This window comes from Streptomyces sp. PT12 (assembly GCF_003311645.1).
GTDB lineage: Bacteria > Actinomycetota > Actinomycetes > Streptomycetales > Streptomycetaceae > Streptomyces.
In genome coordinates this window covers 147,081-160,520 of record NZ_QEST01000079.1, presented here as the reverse complement: position 1 = coordinate 160,520, position 13,440 = coordinate 147,081, and the positions used below count along the sequence as shown (strand labels likewise).

Sequence of the window (13,440 nt, the reverse complement as noted above, 5' to 3'; positions counted from 1 at the left end):
GCCGCGGGCGGTCGCGGGCGCGGTGCTCGCCGGGGGGACGCGTTCGGACGCGGTGGTGGCCGAGCTTCAGCAGCAGGTAGAGACCAACACCTCGCTGTGCACCGCGATGGACGAGCTGGCCGCCGAGATCCCGCTGTGGCGCCGCAGGGCCGCGGCGCGCGGCGGCTCGCCGGGGTCGATGGTGTCAGCGGCCATCGGCGTCCTCGTCGCCGCCCTCATCGGGCTCGGGGAGCAGCACGATCTCCTCGGCCACCAGATCGTGCCCGTTGACCTCGCCCTCGTCGGCCATGATCACGTCACCTCCGCCCCCGAGTGTCCCCCTGGGCCCGCGCCGCCGCAGCGGCGCGCGGCAGCGCGCGCCTGGCGTGCGGCGCGAAGGGCCAGGGCTCAGGGATCGGCACGCCGGAAGTGCCACCCGATCATGCCCAAGGGCGAGCGCGCAGGTGACGAGGTCGCCGCTCCCGTCGTCGAACGGCAGCCGGTGGAGGTCGCCGCTCAGGAACGCGGCGCCTGGCACCCGTTCCCCTGCCCGGGCGAGCATGTCGGGCGAGCTGTCCACGCCGGGCACCCGGTACCCGCGTTCCGCCAGCATCGCCGTCCAGCGCCCGGTGCCGCGGGCGGCGTCGATGGCGGTGCCGACGGGCCGCGTGTCAGGGGTCTCGGCCACGGGTCCGTCGAAGTCGAGCGCGGGGTTCTCGGCGTCGTCATAGGTGGCCGACCAGGTCCTGCACCCCTCCACCGTCCCGACCCTGGCGACCTCGACCGCGGCGTCGGGCCCCGTCGACGACGCTCGTGATCAATGCGCCTAGCGCTAGCGGGCGAGGCGGGCCTGGGCCATCAGTTTTCGTCCACAGGCCGCGGCTCACGCGCGGGCGCGGGCCGGGCGTCGAGGGCGCGAACGGCCTCGACCAGCGGCGCGAGGACCGGTCGGCGCTCGGCCTCGGCCAGCGCCTCGCTCAGCGCCGCGTCGTTCGTCGGCCGGGCCTTCGCGAGCAGGCGGCGGCCCTCATCGGTCACATCGGTGTAGATGCCGCGGCGGTCGGTGGGGCACAGGAAGCGGGAGAGCAGGCCGCGGTCCTCAAGACGGTTGACCAGGCGGGTGGTGGCGCTCTGGCTGAGCGAGAGCGCGTCGGCCAGCTCGTTCATCCTGAAGTGGTCGTTCTCCTCGCCCTCGGGCTGCTGGTCCAGCACGGTCAGCACCGAGAACTCGCGGGCGCTGAGGGCGTGTTCGGCCTGGAGCGCGCGCTCGATATGGGCCTCGATGCGGTCGTGCAGCGTACTCAGGGCGCACCAGCTCTGCGCGAGGCCAGGGACGGGACGCGTCATCGCCTCTCCTCCTCTTCCTGTTCCCCCGGCTCGGCACCCAGCCTAGCGCAGGCCGCAATAGCCAGCGCTTGCAGATATAGCGCGTGTGCAATTATTGTCTGCGCTGGTAACAGCCGTACGCATATAGCTCTGGAGAATCCATGCCCCTCGCGCTGCTGGCACTCGCCGTCGGCGCCTTCGGGATCGGCACCACGGAGTTCGTGGTGACCGGACTGCTCCCCGAGGTCTCCGACGCCTATGGCGTCTCCATCCCCACCGCGGGCTTCACCGCCTCCGGCTACGCGCTCGGCGTCGTGCTCGGCGCGCCCCTGACGGCCCTCGCCGGGGCGCGGGTGTCACGCAAGCGGATGCTGACGCTGATGATGGTGCTCTTCACCGCGGGGAACGCGCTCTCCGCCGTCGCCCCGGCCTTCGGCGTGCTGCTCGCGGGCCGGGTCGTGGCGTCGCTCGCCCATGGCGCGTTCTTCGGCATCGGCTCGGTGGTGGCCGCCTCGCTGGTGGCGCCCGAACGGCGGGCGGGCGCGATCGCCTCGATGTTCACGGGCCTGACCGTGGCGAACGTGGTCGGCGTCCCGGCCGGGACCCTGCTCGGGCAGCAGGTCAGCTGGCGGCTGACGTTCGCCGTGATCGCCGTCATCGGGCTGGTCGCGCTCGCCGGGGTGGCCACCCTCGTGCCCGAGGGGGCCAAAGACGCGCGGGGCGGCGAGCGGACCGGCGGTCCTGGTATCCGCGGCGAACTGACCGCGTTGCGCAACGCCCAGGTGCTGCTGGCCATGGGCATGACCGTGCTCGGCTTCGGCGGCGTCTTCGCGGCGATCACCTACATCGCGCCGATGATGACCGAGGCCGCGGGCTACGCCGAGTCCACCGTCACTTGGCTGCTCGCCCTGTTCGGCGTCGGGCTCGTGGCGGGGAACCTGGTGGGCGGCCGGTACGCGGACCGCGCGCTGATGCCCGCGCTCTGCACGACGCTCACCGCCCTCGCGGTCGCGCTGGCCTCGTTCACCTTCACCGCGCACGACAAGGTCGCGGCGGCGATCACGCTGGCGCTGATCGGCGCGTTCGGCTTCGCGACCGTGCCGCCGCTCCAGAAGCGAGTCCTCGACCACGCCGCCGCGGCGCCGACCCTCGCCTCCGCGTTGAACATAGGCGCCTTCAACCTCGGCAACGCACTCGCCGCCTGGCTCGGCGGCCTGACGCTCACGGCCGGGGCCGGGGTGACCACGCCCAACCTCGTCGGCGCCGCGATGGCGACCGGCGCGCTGGCCCTCGCCGCGCTCGCCGCCGTCCTGGAACGGCGCGACCGCGCCTATGCCGGGCAGCGCCTGCGCAGCGCGGCGAGGGCGTCGGACAGGGCGACATCGAGATAGGTGATGTCCTCGGTCACCTGGAGGATGGCGACGCCGCCCGCGAGGGCCGTCAGCACCGCGGTCGCCGCCTGCTCCGGATCCGTCCGCGGATCGATCTCGCCCGAGTCGCGCAGCGCGCGGACGCCCTCCGCGAGCATGCCGTGCCAGCGCTGGTACAGGTCGGCGATGACCGTACGCGTCCGCGGGTCGCCGCGGCCCATCTGCGCGGTGAGCGAGGAGAGCGGGCACGCGTCGCCCTGGGCGTCGTACTTCTCGACGACCCGCAGGCGCCACGCCTCCCAGGCCGCCCACGAGGTCAGCTCGCCCAGCATCGGCTGCTGGTCCTCGATCACCTGGTCCGCCTCGTGCACGGCGACCGCGAGCAGGAGGTCGGACTTGCCGTCGGGGAAGTAGTGGAACAGCTGGCTCTTGCTCGTCGCGGTGGCCTCGCGCACATCGTCCAGGCTGACGTTCACCACCCCACGCTCCCGCAGGAGCAGCGCGGCGCGCTCGACGATCCGCCGCCGCGTGGCGGCCCCTTTCGCTGTCAGCACATCCTCACCGTACCCGAGTGGACTTGACAGTCCAAAAGCGGCGATGCACCGTTGGACCTCACGGTCCAGTATGGGCCTGATCAGCGACAAGAGAGAAGCGGCACCATGGGCGCACGACTGGCGGGCAAGACGGCTCTGGTCACAGGGGCCACCAGCAACATCGGCAGGGCGATCGCGCTCGCCTTCGCGGCCGAGGGGGCGCACGTCGTCGTCTCGGGGCGCAACCCCGAGCGCGGGGCAGATGTCGTCCAGCGGATCGAGGCCGCGGGGGGGCGCGCGGATTTCGTCGCCGCCGACCTCGACGGGCGCGCCGCGTCCTCGCGCGCCCTGGCCGATGAGGCCACACGCGTGCTGGGCGGCCGGATCGACATCCTGGTGAACAACGCGGGCATCTTCCCCGGCGCCACCACCCTCGCGACGGACGAGGCGATGTTCGACGAGGTGTACGCGGTGAACGTGAAGGCGCCGTTCTTCCTCACCGCCGCCGTCGCCCCCGCCATGGCGGAGGCAGGCGGGGGCGCGATCATCAACCTCGGCTCGTGGGTGGCGCGCCTCGGCCTTCCGGTCGCGACGCTGTACAGCTCGACAAAGGGCGCGCTGGAGACGTTGACGCGGGCCTGGGCCGCGGAGTTCGGGCCCTCAGGGGTCCGGGTCAACGCGATCGCGCCGGGCGTCGTGGGGGAACTGGGCGCGGAGGCCGGGTCTGGGTCCGAGGCGGGGGCCGGGTCCGAGGTGGCGCATCCGGGGCGGGTCATGATGAACGGCACCCCCGCGGGCCGCATCGGCGGCCCCGCCGCCATCGCGCACGCGGCGGTCTATCTGGCGAGCGACGAGGCGGAGTTCACGTATGGCACGGTCGTGGACGTGGACGGGGGGCGGGTGGGGGCAGCGGTGATTGCCGCGTAGGCACGCTTGGGGGGCGGCTACGGTCTTGGCGTCCCCTCGTTCGCCGCCTGCGGAGGTCTCGTCGCTGGGCGGGACCGTTCGCCGAACGACCCCAGACACCCCCAAGCCGACCGGTGACCGAGACAGCCGCACACCCGACACGCCTCCCCCGTAGGTGCCAGCCCTTAGCCGCCCCGGCCAAGCACCGCATCCCCCAGCAGCCCCGCGACATACCCCTCCAACCGCCGCGCCACCCGCCCCGGCGTGAGATCGGCCCGCCCCAGAGCGCGCCACGACGTGGCGACCAGCTCCGCATCGGGCGCATACGCCAGCGCGTCGAGAAGCCGCCAGTAGCGATGGGCGGCCGGGGGCGCGAGGGTGCCGCCGAGGGCGCGGTAGCGCTCGGTCAGGCGCGTTGCCGCCCGCGGGCCATGGAGCAGGGCCAACGCCGTCGCGCAGTGGGCGACATCGAGGTCGGGCGGCCCCCACGACGTCTCCACCCAGTCGACAACTCCCGTGACGCGCGGGCGCGCTCCTTCGCCCTCGAAGAGGACATTGCCGGGGTGGAAGTCCCGGTGAAGGAAGCAACCCTCGTACCGCGGCGGCCCGTTGGCGATCACCTCGATCGCACGGCGCCACACCTCGGGCCTCGTGGTGGCCTCGGGAACCCGGACCCGCTCCGGCGAGGTCCACGCCTGGTAGACGCGCGGGCGAGCGGACGGCGGGGCGTTCACCCGGTGGATCGCGAGGAGTTGACGGGCCAGGGGATCGCTGCGGGCCTCGTGGTGGGCGTCGTCGAGGCGCACCGCGCCGGGGAGCAACGACATGAGCAGGGACAGGTGTTCGCACTCCGCCGCCACGGGGTCGACGCCGAGGAGGACCGGGGCCGGAATGTCGTCCACCGTCGCGAGCAGGCGCAGCGTGTCGGCCTCGCGGTTCAGCAGCCCCTCGGCATGGGTGACGAAGAACGGGGCGACGAACGTGCGCAGGACGGCGTGGCCCGGCGCGTCCGGGGGGCCTTCGAGACGCAGGCGGCGCATGACGGACGTCCAGCCGCCGTGCAGGCGTTCGCTGCCGACGACGCGGGCGGCGGGGTGGGCGGCGCGTTCCGCCCAGGCCCGCGCCCTCGCCCAGCTCAACTCCGGTGTCGCCGCCACGCGGTGAGCGTAGCCGGGACGCCGCACGGCCAGGGGCGCGCAGCCCTACAGGTGACATGATCGAGCCGCGGGTGCTCACGGTGGACGACTGGCCGCTGTGGCGGGAGTTGGGACCTTCGACCAGGTGGCACACGGGCCCCGGCGGGTGCGGACGGCCGTGATAGCCACGGCGTTCCTCCGCCCTCCGGCCGGGACCGGAGGGCGGAGGACGTACGTCAGAGCCGTCAGGCCCGCTTGGCGAAGTGGACGAACGCGCGCCAGGCGTCTGTCGCAACGACCAGCATGGGACCGTCAGTTCGCTTGCTGTCACGGACAGGAACAACTCCACGCCCGCCGTCCGCGACCTCAAGGCAGTTGCCGCTCCCTCCGGAGGAGTACGTGGAGGAGCGCCAGGTGAGGTCAGTCATGAATAACCCTTCGCAATATCCTCGATGAACCGCAGCGTGTCGCGAACTCCCATGGACTCCGCGCGGATCCGATCGTATGCCTGCCGGGCGAACTCTACCTTCTCCTGTTCTTCGGACATCTGTCCGCCGAGCACCGTGTCACCGAACAAGCACTGGCTCCCGTCCGGCTGCCGCAGAATAATCATCGGTTCAACGCTCGCCGGAGCCCCCGCCGTGAACGCATGGACCTGGACGGTCACGGTGGGCAGGGCAGCCACCTCGCGCAGCCGAAGCATTTGATCGCGCATGACGGCTGGCCCCCCGACCACGGTGCGCAGCGCGGATTCGTGCATCACCACCCAGAGGCGCGGAGCCTGGGAGCGCGTCAGGATCCCCTGCCGCTTCATCCGGGACGCAACCTGCCCGGAAACCGCCTCGGGCGGCGCCGTCGGGTCGTATGCCTCGAAGATGCATCGCGCGTAATCAGCCGTCTAAAAGATCCCGGGGACGACGCTCGGCGCATAGTCCAGGATCTCGACGGCCGATGCCTCCAGTTTGACGAACGGCCGAAACCAGGTCGGATGCCCCTTCTCCAGCAACCGAGCCCTCAGCCGCTCGAACATGCCGTGGGTACCGAGCACGTGATCGCATCTGCGCGCGAACTCGGCGGACGGGATTTTCCTTCCGGACTCGACGTTCGAAATATGCCCCTGGCTGTACCCGGTGCCCTCCGCGAACTGGAGTTGAGACAGCTTGCGCGCCAAACGGGCCCGCTTCACCTCACCCCCGAAGTACTCAAGATCGGAAATATCCTCGCTGACCTCTTCCACCCGCACCCCATCAAGCCGAGTCTTCCCAAATGGAGCCTTCAGACGCCCAAGGCCCCACTCTTCTTCGGCTCGGACATACCCACCGACCGCCCGCCAAACCTCCTCCCCCGGCGCCCGCGCCGCGCTTCACCCCGAAGAGGGGCCATGACGGCGGCAGGGGCCACAACACCCGGGCCGCGACGCCGCGTTGTCCGCGCCCGGCACCGGGCCACGGCCCGGCGAGCACCGCCCCGCGGGTGGCGTCACACCTCTTTACAGGCGCGTGCCATCCGGATACGGTCCATCTTGGGAGCGCTCCCATGAACGGCTCACCCCCATGTCTCCGGCCTGCCACCCCACCTCCAGCCCCCGCCAGGGTGGCAGGTCGGCTTTATGCCATCGTCGGATTTGTCCGGTTTATTGGTTTTCTTCGGTTAGCTTGGCCCGGAGGGCGCCCGAGACACGACGCCCCCTCGCACGAGCAACCCGAGAGGAAGCCCGCATGGGGCACCAGCACATCACCACCCGCGACAACACCGCGATCTACTACAAGGACTGGGGCAGCGGACGGCCCGTCGTCTTCAGCCACGGCTGGCCGCTCAACGCCGACACCTGGGACATCCAGCTGCGCCTGGTCGCCGAGAACGGCTACCGCGGCATCGCCCACGACCGCCGCGGCCACGGCCGCTCGGGCCAGCCGTGGGACGGCAACGACATGGACACCTACGCCGACGACCTGGCCGAGGTGCTGGAGAAGCTGGACATCCGCGACGCGGTGCTGGTGGGCCACTCCACCGGCGGTGGCGAGGTCGCCCGCTACATCGGGCGGCATGGCACGGACCGGGTGTCGAAGGTCGTGCTGCTCAGCGCGATCCCGCCCCTGATGCTCAAGACCGCGAACAACCCCGAGGGCACGCCGATCGACGCGTTCGATCAGCTCAGGTCGCAACTGCTCGCCGACCGTTCGCAGTTCTACAAGGATCTGAGCGCGATGTTCTACGGCGCCAACCGCCCCGGCTCGTCCGTCTCCCAGGGCACGCGTGACGCCTTCTGGCTGATGTCCATGCAGGTGGGGATCAAGGCGGCCTACGACTGCATCAGGCAGTTCTCGGAGACGGACTTCACCGAGGACCTCAAGCGCATCGACGTCCCCGCGCTGATCGCGCAGGGCGACGACGACCAGATCGTGGCCTATGCCGCGGCCTCGCCCAAGACGGCGGAGATCGTGTCCGACGCCACGCTGAAGACGTACCCCGGCGCGCCGCACGGGCTCGTCGGCTCCTACCAGGACGCGTTCAACACCGATCTGATGACGTTCATCAAGAGCTGAGCGGGGCGCCCCCGGGGGCTCGGGCCGGTCAGCGCGCGGGCGCCGCGGCGAGGCGGAACGCCACGCTGCCGAAGCCGACCAGATCCCCCGGGGCGACCGGCACGCGGTCGGCGACGCGGCGCCCGTTGACCCAGGTGCCGTTGGCGGAGCCGAGGTCGCGCAGCAGCCAGCCTGTGCCGACGCCGTACAGCTCGGCGTGGTGGCGCGAAACGCTCCCGTCGCTCAGCCGCAGGCCGCAGCCCGCCGCGCGGCCTATGGCCAGCGGGGCCGCGCCGCCGGGGTCGGGGAGGACCAGCTCGGGCAGGCCCCTTGACTCCCAGGCGATCCGCAGCCGGTGGCGGAACGTCATGACGCGGGTCATCGAGTCGACGATCCAGCCGGTGCGGGGGCGGGGTCTCGGGGGCTGATCGCGGTCGGCGAGATCGCGGTGGGGGAGATCGCGGTGGGGGAGATCGCGGACGGCCGCGTACAGCTCGTCGGGCAGGCGGGCCGTCATGACCTGCGCGATCCGGCGCTCGAAGGTGTCCTGGGACACCCGGCCCTCGACCATGCCGTCCCGCAGGACGTCGAGCGCACGCTCCCGGTCCGCGTCGGAGATCCGCGGAGGGGGAGCGCCGTACTCGACTGAGGTCATGCGGAAATTGTCCGCGACAGTGCGCTTCCCTGTCCAGGTGCGGTCGCTGCGGCGGGAGTTGGGACCCGCGCCGGGGGCGGATCTATTCGCTTGGCCGCCGCGCGCGGCGCGGGCTAGGGTGCGGTCAACGCCCTCGGACAAAGGAAGGGAGGCGCACGCCATGTCTGGTTCCCGTTTCGCGCGCCTCCGCCGCCCCTTCGCCGGGCGTGTTCAGGGCTGACCGGAAGCGCGCAGAGCCTTTCGGAAGGTTTCCTTTTCATGACCTCTGACATGACCTCTGAGCTGGTCATTCGCGCCCTTGCCGAGGACGAGGCGCGCACGGTCTTCACCTCCCTGTCCGACCCGGGCCTCGTGGGCCGCCCGCTGGCCGATCCGCCGTTCAACGCCTACCAGACCCGCGCCGCCGGGGGCGAGTACCGGCCCGACTGGACGTTCGTCGCCGAGCGCGACGGCGCGGTGGTGGCGCGGGCGGCGTTCTGGGCGGGCCCGGGCGACGACGAGCCGCTGGCGTTGGACTGGTTCGACTTCACCGACCGCGCCGCGGGCGTCGCCCTGCTGCGCGAGGTACCGCTGCGCGCGGACTACGAACTGCTGCTGCCGCCAGGCTGGCGGGACTCCCCCGCCGTGCGGGAGGCGGCGAGGGCCCGGGTCGAGACGGCGACCGAGGCGGGCTGGACGCCGCTGGTCGAGCGCTACCGCTATCTGTGGACGCCGCGGTGCGGCCTGCCCGAGCGGACCGGGCGGCTGGTGCTGCGCCCCGAGCCCGACGACGAGGTGGTGCTCGACGTGCCGCGCGGGGTGCACGGCGACACCCTCGACCAGCACGCCGGGCGGGCCGTCGAGAAGGGCGGCGCGGACCTGGCCGCGCGGGAGGAGATGGACTTTTTCCGCTGGTGCCCCTCGCCGCGCGCGTGGCTGCGTCTTGCGTACACGCCGGGGGGCGGGCTCGTGGGCATCCAGGTGCCCGCCGAGAACACGACCACACCGGTGGTCGGCTTCATCGGCGTGGTCTCCGAGCAGCGCGGCCACGGGTACGCGTACGACCTGCTGGTCGAGTGCACGCGCGACCTGGTGGACCACGGCGCCCGGCGGATCGCGGCGGCCACGGACGTCGGGAACGTACCCATGGCCAAGGGCTTCGCGCGGGCGGGCTACCCGGTGACGCAGCACCGCTTCTGCATGACGCGTCCCGGCGGCGCGGCGTAGGGCCGGTCGGACCACGAGCCGGTCGGACCACGAGCCGGGCGGGGCGACGCGCGTCCGTCCCGCCCGGCGTTCTGGCGAACGACCGTCCGCGCCATGAGCATGGATCCATGCTGTTCGACGTGTGGGCACCCTGGGCCCGGCAAGTGACGCTGCACCTGTCGACGCGGCCCGTTCCCATGGAGCGGGATCCGGGCCGTGCGGGCTGGTGGGTGGCGGATGTGGCGGATGAGGAGGCGGGGCCCGGGACGCGGTACGGGTTCGCGCTCGACGACGGGCCCGTGCTACCCGACCCGCGGGCCCGCTGGCTTCCCGAGGGTCCCGAGGGGCCCGCCGCGGTGACCGACCTCGGGGCGTTCCCGTGGCGCCACGACTGGGCGGGGCGCGGGCTGCCAGGCGCGGTGCTGTACGAGACGCACATCGGGACGTTCACGCCCGAAGGCACGTTCGACGCGGCGGCGGGGCGGCTCGGCCATGTCGCGGCGCTCGGGTTCACCCATGTGGAGCTGATGCCGGTGTGCGCCTTCCCCGGGCGGCACGGATGGGGCTACGACGGGGTCGCGCCATGGTCGGTGCACGAGCCGTACGGCGGGCCCGAGGGGCTTCAGCGCTTTGTCGACACGGCGCACGGGCACGGGCTCGGAGTCGTCCTCGACGTCGTGCACAACCACCTGGGGCCTTCGGGGAACCGGCTGCCCGAGTTCGGCCCGTACTTCACCGAGGCACACCACACCCCGTGGGGCGCGGCGGTGAACCTGGACGAGCACGGCTCGGACGAGGTGCGCGCGTACTTCGTCGGCAGCGCCCTGGCGTTCCTGCGGGACTACCGCATCGACGGGCTGCGGCTCGACGCGGTGCACGCGCTCTTCGACAACCGCGCCGAGCATGTGCTCGCCCAGCTCTCCGCCGAAGTGGACGCGCTGTCCGAGGAGTTGGGGCGGCCGCTGTTTCTGATCGGCGAGTCGGACCGCAACGACCCGCGCACCACCGCGCCCCGCGCCCACCACGGCCACGGGCTGCACGCGCAGTGGAACGACGACTTCCACCACGCCCTGCACTGCGCGGTGACCGGCGAGTCGCAGGGCTACTACGCGGACTTCGCGCGGGCCCCGCTCGCGACCCTGGCGAGGACGCTTGAGCGGGGGTTCTTCCACGACGGCGGGTACTCGGCGTTCCGCGGCAGGCGGCACGGCAGGCCGTTCGACCGCGCGGCCACGCCCGCGTACCGGCTGCTCGGCTACGCGCAGACGCACGACCAGGTCGGCAACCGGGCCCTGGGCGACCGCGTCGCGGCGCTCGCCGGGGAGGACGGGGCGGCGATCGCGGCGGCGATCGTGCTGTGCGGCCCGTTCACGCCGATGCTGTTCATGGGCGAGGAGTGGGGGGCCGTGACGCCCTGGCAGTACTTCACCGACCACCAGGACCCCGAGCTCGCCGAGGCGGTGCGCAACGGGCGGCGGCGGGAGTTCGGCGCGCACGGCTGGCCCGCCGATGAGATCCCCGACCCGCAGGACCCGGCGACGCGTGACCGCTCATGCCTCGACTGGTCGCGGGTGGACGGCGGTGCGGCGGCCGAGGGGGACGAGCCCTGGCTGCTCGGCTGGTGCGGGCGGCTGATCGCGATCCGCCACGCGCACCTGCCGCCCGGGCTGACGCTCGCCGATGTGCGGGCGCTCGCCGACGACGGGGCCGGGTGGCTCGTGGTGCACAGCGGCCCGCTGACCGTCGCCGTGCACGTGGGCGAGGGCGGCCAGGCCGTCGTTCCGCTGGGCGACGGCGCGTTCGAGACGCTGGCGGCCACCCACCGCTGCCCGCCGCCCGACGACTCGGGGGTGCTGCTGCTCCCGCCGCGCGCCGCGGCCGTGCTGCGCCGCGTCGCGGAGTGAGGGAGCGTGGGCGGCATGAGCGATCCACTCCCCCAGCAGCCGGTGGCGGCCACGCTCGAACGCGCGGGCGAGGGCCGGTGGGCGCTGGCCCTCGAGCGCGAGCTGTCGAGCACGGCTGAGGAGGTATGGGCGGCGCTCACCGAGGCGGAGTGGGTCGCGCGCTGGGCGCCCTACACGCCGGGCCGCGACCTGGACTCCCCAGGACCCGTCGCCCTGCCAGAGACGGACCCCGCGGACCCGGCGCCGCAGGGGGCGGTGCTCGCGGTCACGCCGCCGCGGCTGCTGGCGCTCGCGTGGTACGAGGACGAGCTGCGGTTCGCGCTCACGCCCGCCGACACGGGGACCCGGCTGCGGCTCACGCACGTGTGGGGCGAAGGGACGCGGGCCGCGGAGCTCGCCACGGGGTGGCATCTGTGCCTGGCCGCGCTGACCGGGGCCCTTGAGGGCAGGGCGGTGCCGCGGGTGGTGGGCGAGGCGGCGCGGGAGCACGGCTTCGACCGGCTGCGCGACCAGTACGCCGATCTTCTCGGTGCGCCCTGACTCCCGGCACGAGCCACCCCGTGGCGCCTTCCGTACGGTGCGCGCCATGGATGACGTGCTGGTGATCGGCGGCTCGGGAGTGGACACGATCGTCCGCGTCGAGCGCCTCGAAGTGCCGGATCAGGACCTGCTGCACGTGGAGCCTGTGTACGACTACGTGGCCCACTCGGGGACGGGATACGCCCTGGGCTTCCACGCCCTGGGGCGGCGGACGACGTTCGTCGACTACCTCGGCGACGACCCGCAGGGCGGGCTGCTCAGAGCGAGGTTCCGGAGCGCGGGCGTGGCGTTCGAGACGCTGCCCGCGCCCAACGGGACGCCCCGCAGCGTCAACCTGGTCGACGCGGAGGGGCGGCGCTTCTCCTTCTACGACGGGCGGCACCCGGCCGATCTGCTGCTGCCCCCCGCGTTCGTGCTGCCACGGGTGGAGCGGGCGCGGCATGTGCACCTGTCGCGGGCGCACTTCACGCGCGACCTGCTGGCCGAGCTGGAGCGGCGCGGGGTGCCGATGTCGACGGATCTGCACGCGTGGGACGGCGAGGAGCCCTCGGCGACGCCGTGGGCGTTCGGCACGGACTTCGTGTTCCTCTCGGCGGCCGGGATCCAGGGGCGGGTGCCCGAGGTGCTGCGGATGATCCTGGCCAAGGGGCGGGCGCGGGTCGCGGTGGCGACGGACGGGTCGCGCGGCTGCCACGTGCTGGCGCGGGACGGCGGCGAGGTCAGGCACTACCCGGCCGTGACACCGCCCTCGCCTGTGGTGGACAGCAACGGCGCGGGCGACGCGTTCGCCACGGCGTTCCTGCACACATGGCTGGGCAGCGGCCCCGACGCCGATCTCGACCAGTGCGCGCTGGCCGGTCTCGTGGCGGGGGCGTTCGCGTGCACCCACCACGGCACGGCCGAGCGGCACATCACCGCCGCGGAGCTGGCCGCGGCGGTGGACGAGATCAGGCGCCCCGGTCCGCCGGATCCAGCCGGATGGCGATGGAGTTGATGCAGTACCGCAGGTCGGTGGGGGTGTCATAGCCCTTGCCCGCGAAGACGTGGCCGAGGTGCGAGCCGCATGTCGCGCACAGCACCTCGGTCCGCGGGCGGCCGGGCAGCGAGTGGTCCTCTCGGGTCTCCACGGCGTCGCTGTCCTTGGGGTCGAAGAACGACGGCCAGCCGCAGTGCGACTCGAACTTGGCCTCCGAGCGGAACAGCTCGGCGCCGCACGCGCGGCAGTGGTAGGCGCCCTCGGTCTTGGTGTCGGTGTACTCGCCGGTGAAGGCGGGCTCGGTCCCGGCCTGGCGCAGCACCCGGTACTCCTCGGGGGTCAGCTGCTCCCGCCACTGCTCGTCGGTCTTGTCGACCTCGTATGCCATGGTGCTTTCCGTCTCCT

16 protein-coding genes and 1 pseudogene are annotated in these 13,440 nt (G+C 72.8%); 7 read left to right on the top strand and 10 right to left on the bottom strand.

The window, feature by feature from the left end:
- Positions 1-66 precede the first annotated feature (66 nt).
- From DEH69_RS32455 to DEH69_RS07080, 3 genes are all read right to left on the bottom strand, one after another.
- Positions 67-195, bottom strand: a complete 129-nt coding sequence (locus tag DEH69_RS32455; RefSeq protein ID WP_258534503.1) for a hypothetical protein — start codon at positions 193-195, stop codon at positions 67-69.
- Complete coding sequence (locus DEH69_RS07085; RefSeq protein ID WP_113686012.1) at positions 185-739, bottom strand: class I SAM-dependent methyltransferase; 555 nt, start codon at positions 737-739, stop codon at positions 185-187. The genes DEH69_RS32455 and DEH69_RS07085 overlap by 11 nt, the downstream gene beginning before the upstream one ends.
- A 98-nt stretch (positions 740-837) precedes the next feature.
- Complete coding sequence (locus DEH69_RS07080; RefSeq protein ID WP_113686011.1) at positions 838-1,326, bottom strand: MarR family winged helix-turn-helix transcriptional regulator; 489 nt, start codon at positions 1,324-1,326, stop codon at positions 838-840.
- Between the two features lie 140 nt (positions 1,327-1,466).
- Between DEH69_RS07080 and DEH69_RS07075 the strand changes: the two genes are divergently transcribed.
- The gene (locus DEH69_RS07075; protein WP_113686010.1) at positions 1,467-2,696 is read left to right on the top strand and encodes an MFS transporter; all 1,230 of its coding nucleotides are present in this window, start codon (positions 1,467-1,469) and stop codon (positions 2,694-2,696) included.
- On the opposite strand, the gene DEH69_RS07070 is transcribed toward DEH69_RS07075, so the two are convergent.
- Positions 2,636-3,229, bottom strand: coding sequence for a TetR/AcrR family transcriptional regulator (locus tag DEH69_RS07070; RefSeq protein ID WP_258534502.1), 594 nt, complete (start codon positions 3,227-3,229; stop codon positions 2,636-2,638). The two genes, DEH69_RS07075 and DEH69_RS07070, sit on opposite strands and share 61 nt — an antisense overlap.
- 105 nt (positions 3,230-3,334) lie before the next feature.
- On the opposite strand from DEH69_RS07070, the gene DEH69_RS07065 reads away from it, so the two are divergent.
- Positions 3,335-4,135: an SDR family NAD(P)-dependent oxidoreductase gene (locus DEH69_RS07065; protein WP_113686009.1), complete on the top strand. Its 801-nt coding sequence runs from the start codon at positions 3,335-3,337 to the stop codon at positions 4,133-4,135.
- Between the two features lie 164 nt (positions 4,136-4,299).
- Here the strand turns inward: DEH69_RS07065 and DEH69_RS07060 are convergent, their stop codons facing one another.
- The 4 genes and pseudogenes from DEH69_RS07060 to DEH69_RS07045 all read right to left on the bottom strand — a co-directional run bounded on the left by DEH69_RS07060 (position 4,300) and on the right by DEH69_RS07045 (position 6,487).
- The gene (locus DEH69_RS07060; protein ID WP_258534521.1) at positions 4,300-5,253 is read right to left on the bottom strand and encodes a phosphotransferase family protein; all 954 of its coding nucleotides are present in this window, start codon (positions 5,251-5,253) and stop codon (positions 4,300-4,302) included.
- Positions 5,254-5,495: 242 nt separating this feature from the next.
- Entirely contained in the window at positions 5,496-5,678 is a 183-nt protein-coding gene (locus DEH69_RS07055; protein ID WP_113686008.1) for a DUF397 domain-containing protein, read from the bottom strand.
- Positions 5,675-6,136: pseudogene (locus DEH69_RS07050) on the bottom strand (DUF5753 domain-containing protein); the annotation flags it as partial. The pseudogene DEH69_RS07050 and the gene DEH69_RS07055, both read right to left, overlap by 4 nt.
- A 12-nt stretch (positions 6,137-6,148) precedes the next feature.
- Positions 6,149-6,487, bottom strand: coding sequence for a helix-turn-helix transcriptional regulator (locus DEH69_RS07045; RefSeq protein WP_181727300.1), 339 nt, complete (start codon positions 6,485-6,487; stop codon positions 6,149-6,151).
- A 481-nt stretch (positions 6,488-6,968) separates the two neighbouring features.
- On the opposite strand from DEH69_RS07045, the gene DEH69_RS07040 reads away from it, so the two are divergent.
- The gene (locus tag DEH69_RS07040; RefSeq protein ID WP_113686005.1) at positions 6,969-7,796 is read left to right on the top strand and encodes an alpha/beta fold hydrolase; all 828 of its coding nucleotides are present in this window, start codon (positions 6,969-6,971) and stop codon (positions 7,794-7,796) included.
- Positions 7,797-7,824: 28 nt separating this feature from the next.
- Here the strand turns inward: DEH69_RS07040 and DEH69_RS07035 are convergent, their stop codons facing one another.
- Positions 7,825-8,430, bottom strand: a complete 606-nt coding sequence (locus DEH69_RS07035) for a DUF1707 and FHA domain-containing protein (protein ID WP_113686004.1) — start codon at positions 8,428-8,430, stop codon at positions 7,825-7,827.
- A gap of 258 nt (positions 8,431-8,688) precedes the next feature.
- Here DEH69_RS07035 and DEH69_RS07030 point away from each other — a divergent pair, with 258 nt between their 5' ends.
- From DEH69_RS07030 to DEH69_RS07015, 4 genes are all read left to right on the top strand, one after another.
- Positions 8,689-9,636 (top strand): GNAT family N-acetyltransferase, encoded by a 948-nt coding sequence (locus tag DEH69_RS07030; RefSeq protein WP_258534501.1) that lies wholly within the window; start codon positions 8,689-8,691, stop codon positions 9,634-9,636.
- 107 nt (positions 9,637-9,743) lie between these two features.
- The gene (gene treZ, locus DEH69_RS07025) at positions 9,744-11,519 is read left to right on the top strand and encodes a malto-oligosyltrehalose trehalohydrolase (protein WP_113686002.1); all 1,776 of its coding nucleotides are present in this window, start codon (positions 9,744-9,746) and stop codon (positions 11,517-11,519) included.
- A gap of 15 nt (positions 11,520-11,534) precedes the next feature.
- Positions 11,535-12,059, top strand: coding sequence for an SRPBCC domain-containing protein (locus DEH69_RS07020; RefSeq protein WP_113686001.1), 525 nt, complete (start codon positions 11,535-11,537; stop codon positions 12,057-12,059).
- A gap of 46 nt (positions 12,060-12,105) precedes the next feature.
- The gene (locus tag DEH69_RS07015) at positions 12,106-13,053 is read left to right on the top strand and encodes a carbohydrate kinase family protein (RefSeq protein WP_113686000.1); all 948 of its coding nucleotides are present in this window, start codon (positions 12,106-12,108) and stop codon (positions 13,051-13,053) included.
- On the opposite strand, the gene msrB is transcribed toward DEH69_RS07015, so the two are convergent.
- Positions 13,007-13,423, bottom strand: coding sequence for a peptide-methionine (R)-S-oxide reductase MsrB (gene msrB / locus DEH69_RS07010; RefSeq protein WP_113685999.1), 417 nt, complete (start codon positions 13,421-13,423; stop codon positions 13,007-13,009). The two genes, DEH69_RS07015 and msrB, sit on opposite strands and share 47 nt — an antisense overlap.
- Between the last annotated feature and the right edge of the window lie 17 nt (positions 13,424-13,440).

What these genes read in the sequence shown, in the direction of transcription:
- DEH69_RS32455 (WP_258534503.1), bottom strand. Translation starts at nt 195, where the DNA reads ATGGCCGCTGACACCATCGACCCCGGCGAGCCGCCGCGCGCCGCGGCC.
- DEH69_RS07080 (WP_113686011.1), bottom strand. Translation starts at nt 1,326, where the DNA reads ATGACGCGTCCCGTCCCTGGCCTCGCGCAGAGCTGGTGCGCCCTGAGT.
- DEH69_RS07075 (WP_113686010.1), top strand. Translation starts at nt 1,467, where the DNA reads ATGCCCCTCGCGCTGCTGGCACTCGCCGTCGGCGCCTTCGGGATCGGC.
- DEH69_RS07065 (WP_113686009.1), top strand. Translation starts at nt 3,335, where the DNA reads ATGGGCGCACGACTGGCGGGCAAGACGGCTCTGGTCACAGGGGCCACC.
- DEH69_RS07055 (WP_113686008.1), bottom strand. Translation starts at nt 5,678, where the DNA reads ATGACTGACCTCACCTGGCGCTCCTCCACGTACTCCTCCGGAGGGAGC.
- DEH69_RS07040 (WP_113686005.1), top strand. Translation starts at nt 6,969, where the DNA reads ATGGGGCACCAGCACATCACCACCCGCGACAACACCGCGATCTACTAC.
- DEH69_RS07035 (WP_113686004.1), bottom strand. Translation starts at nt 8,430, where the DNA reads ATGACCTCAGTCGAGTACGGCGCTCCCCCTCCGCGGATCTCCGACGCG.
- DEH69_RS07030 (WP_258534501.1), top strand. Translation starts at nt 8,689, where the DNA reads ATGACCTCTGACATGACCTCTGAGCTGGTCATTCGCGCCCTTGCCGAG.
- treZ (WP_113686002.1), top strand. Translation starts at nt 9,744, where the DNA reads ATGCTGTTCGACGTGTGGGCACCCTGGGCCCGGCAAGTGACGCTGCAC.
- DEH69_RS07020 (WP_113686001.1), top strand. Translation starts at nt 11,535, where the DNA reads ATGAGCGATCCACTCCCCCAGCAGCCGGTGGCGGCCACGCTCGAACGC.
- DEH69_RS07015 (WP_113686000.1), top strand. Translation starts at nt 12,106, where the DNA reads ATGGATGACGTGCTGGTGATCGGCGGCTCGGGAGTGGACACGATCGTC.
- msrB (WP_113685999.1), bottom strand. Translation starts at nt 13,423, where the DNA reads ATGGCATACGAGGTCGACAAGACCGACGAGCAGTGGCGGGAGCAGCTG.